Here is a 15,650-nt window from a genome sequence, read left to right as displayed (position 1 = left end):
ACACACGATGAACACAGCACTGTCGTTCTCGGTAACACCGGAGGTCCAACTCAACGGCCTCGGAATTGTGCTGTACATCCTCGGAGGACTCCTGGTCGCGCGTCTCATCACGTGGACAGGTACGCGGATCACCTCACGCATCGACTCCAACTATCAACACAGCGATGCCCTGGTGCGGTCCGAGGCAGCAAAGCATCGGCACGCACTCGCTCAGGTGATCACCTGGGTCGCTGTCACTCTCGTCTACATCCTGGTGACCATCGAGGTGCTCAGGAGGCTCGGCTTCGGCGTCGGTGGCCTCGTCGCTCCCGCGACGGTGATCGGTGCGGCACTGGGTTTCGGTGCGCAGCGGGTCGTGCAGGACATCCTGGCCGGATTCTTCATCATCACCGAACGGCAGTACGGGTTCGGTGATGTCGTGCAGATCGCCGTCAACGGCTCGGCAGAGGACGCGGAAGGCACCGTCGAGGACGTGACGCTGCGCGTCACCCGCGTTCGGAGCGTCGACGGGGAAGTCATCACTGTCCCCAACGGCCAGATCGTCAAAGCCATCAATCTCTCCAAGGACTGGGCACGCGCCGTCGTGGACGTGCCGATCCCGTCCATCGCGGACTTGAACCGGGTCAACGAGATCCTCCGCCGCGTGGGACACACGGCATTCGAGGACCGCCGTCTGCGGCCGCTGCTGCTGGACGAACCGACCGTCATGGGGGTCGAATCCATCGAGGTCGACCAGGTCAACGTGCGGCTCGTGGCTCGGACTCTTCCCGGCAAGCAGTTCCAGGTCGGCCGGGAACTACGTGTTCGGGTGGCAGCAGCGCTGCAGCCCGAGGGCATCAGCGTCAGCCCGGACGTGTCGACCGCAGGAGTCGCACCGGACGGCGCCCGCCGGGATCGCGAGGAGGAGCTGTGACCGAACCTCGACCGGACACGGACACCGACGCGCAGCCGCGTAACTGGAGAAGCTGGAGAATTCCGAACCGCATTCGTGGCGTGCGGACGTCGACGCTGTTCTTCGGTGTCTGCTTCGTACTGACCGGACTGCTGTACGTACAGGTGGACGAGGTCGTCACCGCGCAGCGAGAAGACGTTCAAGGACCGACGGCGGTCGACCCGGGGAGCTACCCGACGCAGGCGCCGCAACAGACGTACCAGCCGACGTACACGTCAACTCCTTCTCCGACCACCACGGTCGATCCGTCCGCCACCGACGAGCAGTCCGGCGCGCCCGGGGTGTCAGGTGACCCCGGATCGCCCACAGGGCAGACCGGTACGTCGGCAACGCAGGATCCGACGTACCTGCCGGGGCTGACGGTGCCGCCGCAACTGCGGTCCCTGCTACCCCCTGCTCCGCAGGCCCCGACGGCCACCGGATCTCCCTAGGATTCCTCAGGCAACACACATGTCGAGCCGAGTCGGTTACCGGTAGGTAAGGGCTACACTGGCGACCCGTGATCAGCACCTCGAATGTCTCCAAGTCCTACAAGACATCCACCAGGCCGGCGTTGGACGACGTCACGGTGTCGGTGGACAAGGGCGACTTCGTGTTTCTCATCGGACCGTCGGGATCCGGGAAGTCGACGTTCATGCGCCTTCTCCTGAAGGAGGAGACACCCACCTCCGGCGACATCCACGTCGCGGACTTCCACGTGAACCGGTTGTCCTCGCGGCGCGTGCCGAAGCTCAGACAGAGCATGGGGTGCGTGTTCCAGGACTTCCGTCTGTTGCAGCAGAAGACGGTCGTGGAGAACGTGGCCTTCGCGCTCGAGGTCATCGGCAAGCCGCGATCGATGATCAAGCGGACGGTGCCCGAGGTCCTGGATCTGGTCGGGCTCGGCGGCAAGTCGGATCGACTGCCCACGGAGCTGTCCGGTGGTGAGCAACAGCGCGTCGCCATCGCCCGGGCCTTCGTGAACCGCCCACTGGTGCTGCTGGCCGACGAACCGACGGGAAACCTCGATCCGGACACGAGCCAGGACATCATGATGCTGCTCGAGCGGATCAACAGGACCGGAACGACGGTGCTGATGGCGACCCACGACAACCACATCGTCGACTCGATGCGTCGGCGGGTCATCGAACTGGACAACGGCAGAGTGGTGCGTGACGAGGCCCGAGGGGTCTACGGCGTCGGTAGGTAGTACGCCGCCGCACTTCTGCCGCCACGACTACAGACATCGACGACTACAGACATCGACGACTGCAGACACCACCGAAGGGCCCGGATTCCCCGATGCGCGCAAGTTTCATTTTCAGCGAAGTCCTGACCGGACTTCGCCGCAACATCACCATGACCATCGCCATGATTCTGACGACGGCCATTTCGCTCGGCCTGTTCGGAGGCGGACTGCTCGTGGTGCAGATGGCGGGCAAGACGCAGCAGATCTTCCTGGACCGCGTCGAAGTACAGATCTTCCTCACCGACGACATCTCGGCGACCGATCCGGACTGCGCGGAATCCACGTGCTCCACGTTGCGCAGCGAACTCGAGCAGACACCGTCCGTGGTGTCGGTTCAGTACCTCAACCGCGACGACGCAGTCAAAGATGCGACCGAGCGCGTGTTCAAGGATCAACCGGAACTCGCGGAGCTGGTCAGCCCGGACAGCTTCCCGGCCTCTTTCAAGGTCAAGCTCAGTGATCCCGAACGCTTCGGCGTCATCAACGACAACTTCGCCGGTCAGCCGGGAGTGCAGAGCGTGCTCAACCAGCGAGACCTGGTCGAGCGTCTGTTCAGTGTGCTCAACGGTGTACGCAACGCAGCATTCGCCATCGCGATCGTTCAAGCCGTGGCCGCGGTTCTGTTGATCGCGAACATGGTTCAGATCGCGGCGTTCACCCGCCGCACCGAGGTGGGAATCATGCGACTCGTCGGTGCAACCAGGTGGTACACCCAGCTGCCCTTCCTGCTCGAAGCCGTGGTGGCTGCGCTGATCGGATCCGGGCTCGCGATTGCGGGGCTGTTCACCGCGAAGAACCTCTTCATCGACGACGTGTTGTCGGAGGTGTACGACGCCAACATTCTCGCCCGAATCTCCAACAGCGACGTTCTGCTCGTCTCTCCGTTCCTGGCGCTCGTCGGCATCGGTATGGCGTCGGTCACCGCGTACATCACGTTGCGGTTGTACGTCCGCGAGTAGGTTCCCGATTCGGCCGAGTCCATCCGGAAGAAAAGTGCTTGCGACACGGTTCTATGCTGGAGCGGACAGCGCAGAGAGCGCGTACGCACGGACGAACAGCGCTCGAGAAAGGGCCCTGAAGTGAAAGAGAAGGGCCGCAAGGCCATTGCGACGAACCGCAAGGCGCGCCACCACTACTCGATTCTCGACGTCTACGAGGCCGGTATCGCGCTCGTGGGCACCGAGGTGAAGAGCCTGCGTGAAGGCAAAGCGTCGCTTGCGGACTCGTTCGCGACGGTCGACGACGGCGAGATCTGGTTGCGCGGGCTGCACATCCCCGAGTACACGCAGGGGAGTTGGACCAACCATGCGCCCAGACGCACCCGAAAACTGTTGCTGCACAAGCGCGAGATCGAGCGACTCGTCGGGAAGACGAAAGAAGGGTCGCTGACCCTCGTACCGTTGTCGATGTACTTTTCCGACGGCAAGGTCAAGGTCGAACTTGCCCTCGCGAAGGGTAAGCAGGACTACGACAAGCGCCAGGACCTGGCCCGTCGCACCGCCGAGCGTGAAGTGACCAGGGAACTCGGCCGCCGCATCAAGGGTATGCGGTGAGGGGGTATGCGGTGAGGGGCGAGCGGTGAGGGGTTCGCGCTGACCGCGATCCTGCTCGCACTCGTCGCCGCGGTGGGATACGGCGTCAGCGATTTCGTCGGGGGTGTGGCGTCCCGTCGGGTGGCGGCCCTGCGAGTGGTGATCGTCTCCTACCCGTTCTCGTTGGTGATCGTGCTGATCGTGGCGCCGTTCGTCGGGGGCCAGATCTCTTTGGTGCCCATTCTGTGGGGCTTGGCGTCGGGAGTGGCAGGTGGCCTGGCCGTCTGGTGGTTCTACCTCGCGCTCGCGTCAGGCCCGATGGCGGTCGTGTCTCCGCTGACCGCCGTGCTGGTGGCGGGCATACCCGTCGTCGCCGGATTCGCGATCGGGGAGCGTCCGGGTGCGCTCGCATTCGTGGGTATCGCATTGGCGTTGATCGCGGTTCTCCTCGTCAGCAAGGAGTCTCCCGACGACACGACGGGTGAAGTAGCCGGTGGTCGCGAGATGAAATTCACCCCGACGGTGGCGTGGTTGACCGTCGGATCGGGTGTCACGTTCGCGCTCGCGTTCATCTGCCTCCATCAGATCGGCGACGGATCGGGATTGTGGCCGCTGGCGGCATCTCGCGCGTCGGCGACGGCGGTGGTGTGGTGTGTTGCGCTCGCCTCCGGTCATTTCGCGCTGCCGCACGGCAGTGTGCTGAAGCTCGCTGCGTTCGTCGGCATTCTCGACGTCGTGGCGAACGCCGCCCTGCTCTACGCGTACCAGGGTGGGTTGCTGTCCTTGGTCAGTGTCATCGCATCGCTGTATCCCGCGGCGACCGTGCTCCTGGCGATGGTCATGCTCGGCGAGCGTGTCGGCAGACTGCAGCAGGTTGGGATGGTCGTCGCTCTCGGCGCGGTGGGTCTGATCGCCCTGGGTTGATCGGCCGACGTCGACGGGCCAGGTGAGATCGGGTTGAGATACCCCCGCGGGGGTATCGATAGACGATGAACGCCAACAGCAGCCCCGATGCCCGCCGTGTCCTCGTCACCGGAGCGACCGGTTACCTCGGCGGCAGGCTCGCTCCGCGACTTCTGGACGCGGGATTCACGGTTCGGGTGTTGGCCCGCACCCCCGACAAGCTCCAGGGAGTGCCGTGGGCGGACGACGTCGAGATCGCCCAGGGAGATCTGGGTGACCGCGATTCGCTGAAGAAGGCGTTCGCCGACGTCGATGTCGTCTACTACCTCGTGCACTCGATGGGTTCCGGCGGCGGCGACTTCAAGAAGACCGAGCGTGAGAGCGCCGAGAACGTCGCTGCGGTCGCCGCGGAGGCCGGAGTGTCGAGGATCGTCTATCTCGGCGGGCTGCACCCCCAGTCGGGGGAGCTTTCCGAGCACCTGGAATCGCGCGCCGAGGTCGGCACGATTCTGTGCGAGTCCGAAGTGCCGACCTTCGTCCTCCAGGCCGGAGTGGTCATCGGTGCGGGATCGGCGTCGTTCGAGATGATTCGCCACCTCACCAACAGGCTGCCGGTCATGACGACACCGCGCTGGGTCCACAACAAGATTCAGCCGATCGCAGTGCGCGACATCTTGCACTACCTCCTCGGAGCTGCGGACGCGGACCTTCCCGAGAGCAGGACCTACGACGTCGGCGGCCCGGACGTGATGGAGTACGGCGAGATGATGAACATCTACGCGGACGTTGCAGGGCTCCGTAAGCGCCAGATGGTGGTACTGCCGGTTCTCACCCCGCGGCTGGCCGGCCATTGGATCGGTCTGGTGACCCCGATTCCGAGGGGACTGGCGATGCCGCTCATCGAATCACTGCAGTTCGACGCGGTGGCCCACGAAACCGATATCGACGCCGTCGTCGAACGACCGGAGGGTGGTCTGACGCCGTACCGCGATGCGGTTCGGCTGGCTCTACGCACCATCGACGACGGCGAGTCGGAGTCGACGTGGACGTCGACCGTGTCGGCCCCGTCGGATCCTCTTCCTTCCGACCCCGATTGGGCGGGAGAAACCGTCTTCACCGACGTGCGCAGCGTCTACCTCGGGAGCGGGGCCGACGAGATCCGCAGCCGTGTGGGCAAGGCCGTAGCAGCAGGCAGCGCCGAGAACTGGCAGATCGAGCGCGGTGCGTCGGACGGCGGTGCGCCGGACGGCAGTGATTCGGACGGCAGTGATTCGGACGGTGACATCAGGCTACGTTCCACTGCTACGTTGCCCGGGAACGCGTGGATGCAGTATTCGGTGGTGTCTGCAGGCGGGGGAACGCGGCTCGAGCAACGCATCGACTTCTTTCCTCGCGGCCTCGCAGGCCGCGCCTTCTGGTACGGATCGCTGCCCGCCCGCAAGGTGATCGCAGGGCGTCAGTTGCAACGCGTCGTTGCCCTGGTCGACCGCGCATAGTGACGCGCGCCGTATATCGGGATGATTCTGTCCGGGGGACGCGTTACACTGACAAGCCCCGGCAGAGTGCTGGGGACGTACGGGGCTGAACGGTTTCGACTCTGTATGTTGAGTCAGGGGAAGCGTGTCGGTGCAGGCGAGAGACCACCGTAAGCGTCATCGCAAACATATAAGCGCCGATTCCAATCAGCGCGACTACGCACTCGCTGCCTAAGTAGCGACTGCGTGTCTGTCAGTCCGGGTTCGCCCTCGACCCGGGTACTGGCATCAGCTAGAGGGCTTACCGATTCACTCGGCCACGGAGTGATGAGGAACATCAAACAGTGGCTGGGATCGTCATCCTGGCTTGTTTGCGAGATCAGGAGATCCAAGTAGAGGCATAGCAGACTGCACACGGAGAAGCCCTGGTGATACAGCGGAGGACCCGGGTTCGATTCCCGGCAGCTCCACCGAGACCGGGTCGGAAAGCACACGCTTTCCGACCCGGTTTTTTCTTGCCCGAAGCCTGTAATTCACCTCACAATCGCCTGGCATCGCAAGAATCCAACCCGTGGCAGCGATGGTGTCGAATAGTGATCATGAGCAAGATCGCCACGCCGAAGTTGTGGTCCGGCCCCAGTCCGCGCGGCACTGTCCGCGCCGTCGTCCTCGTCCTGCACGGAGGCAAAGTGGACAGCCACGCGCCCAGTAGGCCCTGGCATCTGTCGGGACTGCGCATGTGGCAGTTCACGTGGGCGCTGCGGCGTGCCGGCCGAGCCGATGGCGTAGCAGTACACCAACTGCAGTACCGGTTCCGCGGATGGAACGGTGTCGAACGCAGCCCCGTTCGTGACGCCCGGTGGGCGTTGCTACGGATTCGAGACGAGCACCCCGGTGTGCCGGTGGTGGTCGTCGGGCACTCGATGGGCGGGCGGACGGCAGCCGCCGTCGGCCACGATCCGGGGGTCCTGGGCCTCGTGGCGCTCGCGCCGTGGTGGCCCGACGGCGACGAGCTGGCGAACATCCAGTCCGACCGGTCGGTGCGGGTCCTCCACGGGCGCGACGACAGTTGGACGGATCCGCGAAAGTCGTCGGCTGAAGTCGAGTCCGCACGCAGGCGGGGTGTCGATGCGACGTTCGTGGACATGGACGGCGGTCACTTCATGATTCGAAAGTCCCGCACATGGGTAGAGAGAACGACGAAATTCGCGATGGACATCATCGCGCGTGTCCCCTCTGAAGAAAACGGAGTGTCGTCGTGACGCGTCGGCGTGTGGCGGTCGTAGGTAGTGGTGTCGCGGGTTTGACTGCGGCGTACGTGTTGTCGAAGTCCGCGCACGTGACTCTGTACGAGGCCGACGACAGGCTCGGCGGTCATGCCGATACACATGATGTCGACGGTGTGGGCGTCGACACCGGCTTCATCGTCCACAACGACCGGACGTATCCGACTCTGCTCCGTCTCTTCGCCGAGTTGAACGTGCCCACGCAGGAATCCGACATGAGCATGTCGATTCGGTGCGACGGTTGTGGCCTCGAATACTCCGGTGGCCAGGGGGTCCGAGGGATTCTTCCATCGGTACGGACGTTCGCCCGCCCTCGGTATCTGAAGATGCTGCGCGAAATCACGCGATTCCACCGGACCGCGACGGAGTTGCTGCGAGAGACCGACAGCACTGTCTCCGACGAAACTCTGGCCGATTTCCTCGGTCGCACGCGCTTCTCCGAATACTTCACCGCGCATTTCATGGCTCCACTCGTCTCGGCGGTGTGGTCGTGTGATCCGGGCACGGCCCTGAACTATCCGGCGCGATATCTGTTCACCTTTCTCGAACACCACGGCATGCTCAGCGTGACGGGCTCTCCGGTCTGGCGCACGGTGACCGGCGGCTCGGCGCGCTACGTCGAGCGCGTCGCCGCGCACATCGACGAGATCCGCACGAGTACAGCGGTACACGCGGTGTACCGACACGTCGACGGAGTCGACATCCGCGATTCTCGCGACGTGCTGGAACGCTACGACGCCGTCGTCATCGCGGTACATCCCCACCAGGCGCTGAAGATGCTCGCCGACCCCACCGCGCTCGAGCACTCGGTGCTCGGGTCGATGCCGTACTCCATCAATCACACTCAGCTCCACACCGACGAGGCGGTACTTCCGGCGACGCCGAGGGCGCGGGCGTCGTGGAACTACCGAATTCCGGAATGCGGCGCGCAGCCGGACAGCGTTCTCGTCAGCTACGACATGACGAGACTGCAGAGGCTGGCAGGCTCGCAGCGATTCCTGGTGACACTCGGTGGATCTCACGTCGTCGACCCGTCGACCGTTCTCGACGAGATGACGTACGAGCACCCGCAGTACACGCCCGCGTCGCTCGAAGCTCAACGCAGGCTCCCGGAATTGAACACCGACACTGTGGCTTTCGCGGGTGCGTACCACGGTTGGGGCTTTCACGAGGACGGTGCGGAATCAGGTCGGGTGGCTGCCGAACGTGTGGGCGGGCAGTGGACGTGACGCACGCCAACGCCATCTTCTCGACGACCATCGTGCACGTGCGCACGGCGCCGATACGAAACAAGTTTCGCTACCGCAGTTACAGTTGGTTCGTCGACCTCGACCGTCTGCCCGCGTTTCCGCGGTGGATCCGGCCACTCGCGACGTTCCACGCGAGCGATCACATCGGTGACCCCTCGAAGTCCATCCGGCAGAACATCGACGCGTTTCTGGCGGACCAGGGCATCGACCTCGGCGGCGGACGGATCACGATGCTCGCCAGCGCCCGAGTGCTCGGACACACGTTCAACCCGCTCAGCGTCTTCTGGTGTCACGACCGGGAGGACAGGCTCGTGTGCGTCGTCGCTGAAGTCCACAACACCTACGGTGAGCGATACGCCTATCTGCTGCACACCGACGACGTGGGCGCGGCGCGAGCACGTAAAGAGTTCTACGTCTCTCCGTTCAACGATGTCAGTGGCGAATACCGGATGAAACTACCCGAGCCGGGCTCGACGCTGGCGCTCTCCATCGTTCTCGAACGCGAAGGCGCACCGCCCTTTGTGGCGAGCGTGACCGGGCACCGAAGGCCTGCCACCACTCGATCGGTGCTGGCATCGGCAGTTTCGGTTCCGCTCGCGCCCGCGCGTGTGGTGGCACAGATTCGCTGGCAAGGAATTCGGCTGTGGGCGAGGGGTCTACCGATCGTTCCACGTCCGAAAGCACCCGCTGTACGAAAGGCAACACGATGACAACCGTCGTTCGATCGAAGTCCGACGTGGACACACACAATTGGCCAGGCATCGCTTTCGTGCCGGCAGGGACGAAGGCAAAGGTCGCCGCGCCGGTCGCCGACTTCCTGTTTCGCCGCGCAGTGGGAACGCTGCCACTTCGGGCTCGCTTCGCCGACGGCAGCGTGATCGGTGGCGGCGGCCCCGAATCCCCGGTGATGCATATCGTGCGGCCCGCCGACTTCGCTGCGCGAGTAGGCCAGAGCGGACTCATCGGGTTCGGTGAGGCGTACATGGCAGGGGACTGGGACGCGGAAGACCTGACCGCGGTACTCGAAGTGTTCGCCACTCGGATGGCAACGTTGATTCCGAGATCGCTGCAGCGTCTCCGCGGCCTGTACGTGCCGAAACCCCCACGTGCGGAGCGGAACACGACCGACAACACTCGCTCCAACATCTCGCGACACTACGACCTGTCCAACGACCTGTTCGAACTGTTCCTCGACGAGACCATGACCTACTCGAGCGCGCTGTTCGCGTCCGGGGGCACCCGTGAGGACGGCGAACCGCTCGCGGAAGCGCAGCGACGCAAGATCGACAGGTTGCTCGACCGCGCCCGCGTCGGAGAAGGAAGCCGCGTACTGGAAATCGGCACGGGCTGGGGTGAACTGGCCATCCGTGCGGCGGCGCGGGGGGCGACGGTGCGCTCGGTGACGTTGTCCACCGAGCAGCAGGAACTCGCCTGCAAGCGTATCGCCGACGCCGGGTACTCGGAACGGGTCCAGGTCGACCTACTCGATTACCGCATGGTCGACGGCGAATACGACGCGGTGGTGTCGGTCGAGATGATCGAGGCGGTCGGACACGAATACTGGGGTACGTACTTTCGGACCATCGACAGGGTTCTCGCGCCCGGTGGGAGAGTGGCGATCCAGGCGATCACGATGCCGCACGATCGGATGCTGGCCACCCGGAACACCTACACCTGGGTGCACAAGTACATCTTCCCCGGTGGGTTCCTGCCATCGCTGCGCGCGATCGACGAGGTCACCGAGAGTCACACGACTCTCCGTGTGCGCGAGCGATTGTCGATGGGCGACCATTACGCACGGACCCTGCGGAGGTGGGACGAGGAGTTCACCGCCCGCCGCGCCGAGACGTCGGAGTTGGGGTTCGATCGGACATTCGACCGAATGTGGCACTTCTATCTGTGCTACTCGGAAGCGGGCTTCCGCTCCGGGTATCTCGATGTGCAGCAGATCGTTCTGGACCGTAGGGGAGACAGATGAGCACCGCTGGAGTTGCACCGCGTATCGCGGAGTTGGTGGCGCCCTATGTCGGAGGGAATCTGCCGGTGCGCTTGCACGCATGGGACGGCAGTGTCGCCGGGACCGTCGGCGCCCCCGACGTACACCTGAAGTCGCCGAACGTTCTGCGGCGACTGCTGTGGAACCCGGGGGAGTTGGGTGCGGCGCAGTCCTACGTACTGGACGAACTCGACGTCGACGGTGACCTCGGAGCTGCCCTCGCCCACGTGTGGAGCGAAGTTCGAGCGAGGAAGCTGTCGGCCGTTCGTCCGTCACCCGCGGCGCTGCTGAAGCTCGCCAAGTTGGCCCGTGAACTCGGAGTGTTCGGTCGTCCTCTCGCCCCGCCTGCGTCGCAGGCGGTCGTCAAGGGCAGGCTGCATTCGCTGGTGCGGGACCGCGCCGCGATCAGCCACCACTACGACCTGTCGAACGACTTCTACGAACTGGTGCTCGATTCCCACATGGCGTACTCGTCGGGGTACTGGACGTCCACCGCACCCACGTACACCCTCGACGACGCACAGACGGACAAGCTCGACCTCGTGTGCCGCAAGATCGGCCTGGACACCGCTCCCGGTCAGCGGTTCCTCGACGTGGGCTGCGGTTGGGGTTCGTTGAGTCTGCACGCGGCACAGGAATACGGCGCCCACGTCGTCGGCGTCACGATCTCGCGTGAGCAGAAGGCGTTCATCGACAAGCGAATTGCCGACCGAGGACTACAGGACCGCGTCGAGATCAGGATCCAGGACTACCGCGAGATCCCCGACGGTCCGTTCGACGCGGTCGCGTCCATCGAGATGGGCGAGCACGTGGGTGAGTCGAACTACCCCACGTACACCGCTGCGTTGCACCGCAACGTGCGGCCGGGCGGGCGGGTGTTGATCCAGCAGATGTCCCGCAAAGAAGGTGACAATCCGGGCGGAGGTGCGTTCATCGAGCAGTTCATCGCTCCGGACATGTACATGCGTCCCGTCGGTCGGACCGTCGCGATGATCGAGGAAGCCGGACTCGAAGTGCGCGACGTCCATGCGATGCGTGAGCACTACGTGCGAACGGTGGACGTGTGGACCGAGCGATTCGAGGCGCGCTGGGACGACGTCGTCGAGCTCGTCGGAGAGGAGGTCGCACGCGTCTGGCGGCTGTATCTCGTCGGCGGAGGCATGGCGTTCCGCGAGGGCCGAATGGGCGTCGACCAGATACTGTCGGTGCGCCCCGGACCCGACGGGCAGGTCGACTTCGATCCCGTTCGACCTGTCTGGGTAGGTACCGAACCGTGAATGCATTCGATCGGTCCGAGTTCCTGACAGTGTCCGGCTCCGCGCTGCTCGCCACCGCCGTTCTGATGATCGTCACCGCACTCGTCGGCAGCAGGATCGGGCGGCACAGCGTCGTCGACGTGACGTGGGGGGGAGGTTTCGTCCTCATCGCGCTCGTGTCGGGCGTGGTCGGAACCGGGGAGGGATGGCGCCGGCTGCTGGTGACGGTCATCGTCGCGGTATGGGGACTGCGCTTGGCGTGGCACGTGTTTCGCCGGTCGATCGGCAGCGGCGAGGACCCGCGGTACGAGGAGTTGCTGTCGAAGGCCACGGGAAACCGTACTCTCTACGCCCTCCGGAAGATCTACCTGACGCAGGGGGTGGCCCTGTGGTTCGTCTCGCTGCCCATCCAGGTCTCCGCCGTCGCGCAGTCCTCCGTGCCGGTGACGGTCGTTCTCGGCGTGCTGCTGTGGGCTGCCGGCCTGACATTCGAAGCCCTCGGTGACGCGCAGCTGAGAGCGTTCAAGGCGGACCCGTCGAACAAGGGCAGGATCATGGACCGCGGTCTGTGGTCGTGGACGCGGCACCCCAACTACTTCGGTGACGCCTGTGTGTGGTGGGGGATCTTCCTCGTCGCGGCGTCGGCGTGGCCCGGGGTGCTCACGGTCCTCTCACCCGTTGCGATGACCTATTTCCTCGTGTTCGCGACGGGTGCGCGTCTGCTGGAACGCTCCATGGAACGACGCCCGGGATACGCCGACTACCAGCGTCGCACGAGTTACTTCCTGCCTCGCCCTCCGAAATCACCCCGCACTTCCTAGCCGCGCCCCGCCGCGTTCTCGGTCAGCGATTAGAGTCGAACTGGCCGGCACAGGGTGAGAACAAGGAGGCGCATCGTGGCGCACGAACGAGCTGGAACAATTGCCCTTCCCGAGGACCTCGTGGATGTCGCGCAGTTGATCACCGCCTACTACTCGCGGACGCCCGACGTGTCGGATCCCGGGCAACAGGTCGTGTTCGGAACCTCGGGACACCGGGGTTCCAGCCTCGACTCGGCGTTCAACGAACGCCACATCCTGGCGACAACTCAGGCGATCGTCGAATATCGTGCGTCCCAAGGGATCACGGGTCCGCTGTTCATCGGGCGCGACACCCACGCACTGTCCGAGCCTGCCTGGACCACGGCGCTCGAAGTGTTGGCCGCCAACGATGTCACCGTGCTGGTCGACTCCGGGGACCGCTACACACCTACTCCGGCTGTCAGTCACGCGATTCTGCGGTACAACGCGTCGGGACCGGAACGCCGCGCCGACGGAATCGTCGTGACCCCGTCTCACAACCCACCGCGTGACGGCGGCTTCAAGTACAACCCTCCCCACGGCGGGCCCGCCGACAGTGACGCCACGTCGGTCATCGCAGACCGCGCCAACGAACTTCTGCGCGCCGACCTCGCCGGGGTGCGGCGGGTGTCCCTCGACACCGCGATGCGCACCACCGTCGAACGCTACGACTACCTCGGCACGTACGTCGACGACCTGCCCAGCGTCGTGGACCTCGACGCGGTTCGCGCCGCGGGCGTTCGGATCGGTGCAGATCCGCTCGGCGGCGCGAGCGTCGACTACTGGGACGCGATCGCCGAGCGCCACAACCTCGACCTCACCGTGGTGAATCCACTCGTGGACTCCACCTTCCGTTTCATGACTCTCGACACCGACGGCAAGATCAGGATGGACTGCTCGTCACCGAACGCGATGGCGTCGTTGATCGCAGCTCGGACGTCGTACGACATCGCCACCGGCAACGACGCGGACTCGGACCGGCACGGCATCGTCACGCCCGACGGTGGACTGATGAATCCCAACCACTACCTGGCCGTGGCGATCGACTACCTGTTCACGCATCGTTCGGGATGGTCGCCGACCGCGCGTGTCGGTAAGACTCTGGTCTCGTCGTCCATGATCGATCGGGTGGTTGCCGGACTGGGTCGGCAGTTACTGGAGGTTCCCGTCGGTTTCAAATGGTTCGTACCCGGACTGCTCGACGGCGACCTCGGTTTCGGCGGAGAGGAGAGCGCAGGTGCGTCCTTCCTGCGCACCGACGGCCGCGTCTGGACGACCGACAAGGACGGCATCATCTTGGCGCTCCTCGCGTCGGAGATCACTGCGGTCACCGGAAAGACACCGTCCGAACGCTATTCGGAGTTCACCGCCGAGTACGGCGACCCGTCGTACGCTCGTGTGGATGCACCGGCCACCCGTGAGCAGAAGGCGGTCCTCGGCAAGCTGTCTCCCGAGCAGGTGACCGCAACCGAACTCGCAGGTGAAAAGATCACCGCCACCATGACGACGGCGCCCGGCAACGACGCTGCCATCGGAGGGCTGAAGGTCACCACCGAGAATGCGTGGTTCGCGGCACGGCCCTCCGGCACCGAGGACGTCTACAAGATCTACGCCGAATCGTTCCGAGGAGCCGATCACCTCGCTCAGGTTCAGGCAGCGGCAAAGGAATTGGTGTCCCAGGCACTGAACGAGTCGTGACGGAAGACAATCGGCAGGAAAGCAATCGCACACCGGTCTCGTCCGAGATCTGGGTACTGATCGCGGCAAGCTTCGTCATCGCACTCGGGTTCGGCATCGTCTCGCCTGCGCTCCCGCAGTTCGCGACCGAGTTCGGAGTCGGCGTGTTCGCCGCGTCCGCTGTCATCAGTACCTTCGCGCTGATGCGTCTTCTGTTCGCCCCCGCAAGCGGGACGCTGGTGCAGAAACTGGGGGAGCGCCCGATCTACCTGTCCGGTCTGTTGATCGTCGCGCTGTCCACCGGTGCGTGTGCGTTCGCCCAGACCTACTGGCAGCTCCTCGTGTTCCGTGGGCTCGGTGGCATCGGATCCACGATGTTCTCGGTGTCCGCACTCGGACTGTTGATCCGGATGAGCCCACCACAGAGCCGTGGACGGATCTCGGGCCTCTACGCCACGAGTTTTCTGCTCGGATCGATCGGTGGTCCGTTGCTGGGCGGAGCCGTCGTCGGGCTCGGTCTCCGTGCGCCGTTTCTCATCTACGCGGTGGCGCTCGTGATCGCCGCGGCCGTCGTGTTCTTCGCGCTCGGCGACGTCGAGGAAGAGAAAGCGAGTGCGGATTCGTCGGTCCCCGTTCTCACCCTCCGGGCGGCGTGGGCGGTGCCCGCCTACCGAGCGGCACTGGCGTCCAACTTCGCGACGGGCTGGGTGATCTTCGGCGTGCGAGTGGCCTTGATTCCGCTCTTCGTCATCGAGGTACTCCAGCGGTCCGCGGCGGTCGCGGCAGTGTCGTTGGCCGTCTTCGCGGTCGGTAATGCGATAGTGCTCACCACCGCGGGGCGTCAATCGGACCTCCGCGGGCGCAAACCCTTCGTCGTGGCAGGTCTGGTCGTCGCAGGCGTCGGGACAGCGGGGATAGGGCTCACCGACGACATCGCGCTGTTCATGGCGTTCTCGGTTCTCGCGGGCGTCGGATCCGGTCTGATGACACCGGCGCAGCAGGCGTCCATCGCGGATGTCATCGGGTCCAAAGCGCGCGGTGGACCGGTGCTCTCCACCTTCCAGATGTCCGCGGACGTGGGTGCGATCCTCGGCCCGGTGGTCGCAGCCAAGATCGTCGAGGGGGCGTCGTACGGCACCGCTTTCGTGGCATCCGGCGTGATTCTGCTCGCGGCAGCCGCATGGTGGATCACCGTCCCCGAGCCGGGAGGTAGGAAGAGCGCCGCAGCCCCGTCCACGTGAGGCTTTCGTATCATG

General features: G+C 64.8%; 15 protein-coding genes and 1 other RNA gene. All 16 read left to right on the top strand.

Annotated features, from left to right (window positions below; all coding sequences use genetic code 11):
• The first annotated feature begins 7 nt into the window (after positions 1-7).
• The 16 genes from H292_RS0116325 (at position 8) to H292_RS0116255 (ending at position 15,635) form a co-directional block, all read left to right on the top strand.
• The gene (locus H292_RS0116325; protein WP_019666037.1) at positions 8-913 is read left to right on the top strand and encodes a mechanosensitive ion channel family protein; all 906 of its coding nucleotides are present in this window, start codon (positions 8-10) and stop codon (positions 911-913) included.
• Positions 910-1,383 (top strand): hypothetical protein, encoded by a 474-nt coding sequence (locus H292_RS0116320; protein WP_020112076.1) that lies wholly within the window; start codon positions 910-912, stop codon positions 1,381-1,383. The genes H292_RS0116325 and H292_RS0116320 overlap by 4 nt, the downstream gene beginning before the upstream one ends.
• A gap of 68 nt (positions 1,384-1,451) precedes the next feature.
• Complete coding sequence (ftsE, locus tag H292_RS0116315; RefSeq protein ID WP_019666035.1) at positions 1,452-2,141, top strand: cell division ATP-binding protein FtsE; 690 nt, start codon at positions 1,452-1,454, stop codon at positions 2,139-2,141.
• A gap of 92 nt (positions 2,142-2,233) precedes the next feature.
• Positions 2,234-3,139 (top strand): permease-like cell division protein FtsX, encoded by a 906-nt coding sequence (ftsX, locus tag H292_RS0116310; protein WP_019666034.1) that lies wholly within the window; start codon positions 2,234-2,236, stop codon positions 3,137-3,139.
• A 120-nt stretch (positions 3,140-3,259) separates the two neighbouring features.
• Entirely contained in the window at positions 3,260-3,733 is a 474-nt protein-coding gene (smpB, locus tag H292_RS0116305) for an SsrA-binding protein SmpB (protein WP_019666033.1), read from the top strand.
• A 51-nt stretch (positions 3,734-3,784) separates the two neighbouring features.
• Positions 3,785-4,636 (top strand): DMT family transporter, encoded by an 852-nt coding sequence (locus H292_RS0116300; protein ID WP_080733949.1) that lies wholly within the window; start codon positions 3,785-3,787, stop codon positions 4,634-4,636.
• Between the two features lie 65 nt (positions 4,637-4,701).
• Complete coding sequence (locus tag H292_RS0116295) at positions 4,702-6,111, top strand: NAD(P)H-binding protein (protein ID WP_020112074.1); 1,410 nt, start codon at positions 4,702-4,704, stop codon at positions 6,109-6,111.
• 81 nt (positions 6,112-6,192) lie between these two features.
• Positions 6,193-6,563: a transfer-messenger RNA gene (gene ssrA / locus H292_RS27910) on the top strand.
• Between the two features lie 126 nt (positions 6,564-6,689).
• On the top strand, positions 6,690-7,352 hold the full coding sequence (locus H292_RS0116290) for an alpha/beta fold hydrolase (RefSeq protein WP_230594059.1): 663 nt from the start codon (positions 6,690-6,692) through the stop codon (positions 7,350-7,352).
• A complete protein-coding gene (locus H292_RS0116285) occupies positions 7,349-8,605 on the top strand; it encodes an FAD-dependent oxidoreductase (protein ID WP_170947472.1) in 1,257 nt (418 codons plus the stop codon). The genes H292_RS0116290 and H292_RS0116285 overlap by 4 nt, the downstream gene beginning before the upstream one ends.
• Positions 8,596-9,336 (top strand): DUF1365 domain-containing protein, encoded by a 741-nt coding sequence (locus tag H292_RS0116280; RefSeq protein WP_020112072.1) that lies wholly within the window; start codon positions 8,596-8,598, stop codon positions 9,334-9,336. The genes H292_RS0116285 and H292_RS0116280 overlap by 10 nt, the downstream gene beginning before the upstream one ends.
• Positions 9,333-10,604, top strand: coding sequence for an SAM-dependent methyltransferase (locus H292_RS0116275; RefSeq protein ID WP_020112071.1), 1,272 nt, complete (start codon positions 9,333-9,335; stop codon positions 10,602-10,604). Before H292_RS0116280 ends, H292_RS0116275 begins: the two co-directional genes overlap by 4 nt.
• Positions 10,601-11,899 (top strand): SAM-dependent methyltransferase, encoded by a 1,299-nt coding sequence (locus tag H292_RS0116270; RefSeq protein ID WP_020112070.1) that lies wholly within the window; start codon positions 10,601-10,603, stop codon positions 11,897-11,899. The genes H292_RS0116275 and H292_RS0116270 overlap by 4 nt, the downstream gene beginning before the upstream one ends.
• Positions 11,896-12,699, top strand: a complete 804-nt coding sequence (locus tag H292_RS0116265) for a DUF1295 domain-containing protein (RefSeq protein WP_020112069.1) — start codon at positions 11,896-11,898, stop codon at positions 12,697-12,699. The genes H292_RS0116270 and H292_RS0116265 overlap by 4 nt, the downstream gene beginning before the upstream one ends.
• 75 nt (positions 12,700-12,774) lie before the next feature.
• Positions 12,775-14,415 carry a phosphoglucomutase (alpha-D-glucose-1,6-bisphosphate-dependent) gene (gene pgm / locus H292_RS0116260; RefSeq protein ID WP_026347934.1) on the top strand — a complete coding sequence of 547 codons (1,641 nt, stop codon included), beginning with the start codon at positions 12,775-12,777 and terminating at the stop codon, positions 14,413-14,415.
• Positions 14,412-15,635, top strand: coding sequence for an MFS transporter (locus H292_RS0116255; protein ID WP_019666023.1), 1,224 nt, complete (start codon positions 14,412-14,414; stop codon positions 15,633-15,635). The genes pgm and H292_RS0116255 overlap by 4 nt, the downstream gene beginning before the upstream one ends.
• The last annotated feature ends 15 nt before the right edge of the window (positions 15,636-15,650 follow it).

Origin of the sequence: Rhodococcus sp. 114MFTsu3.1, assembly GCF_000383555.1 — a bacterium.
GTDB lineage: Bacteria > Actinomycetota > Actinomycetes > Mycobacteriales > Mycobacteriaceae > Rhodococcoides > Rhodococcoides fascians_E.
The sequence above is the reverse complement of the archived record's forward strand: the minus strand, read 5'-3'. Positions and strand labels throughout refer to the sequence as shown.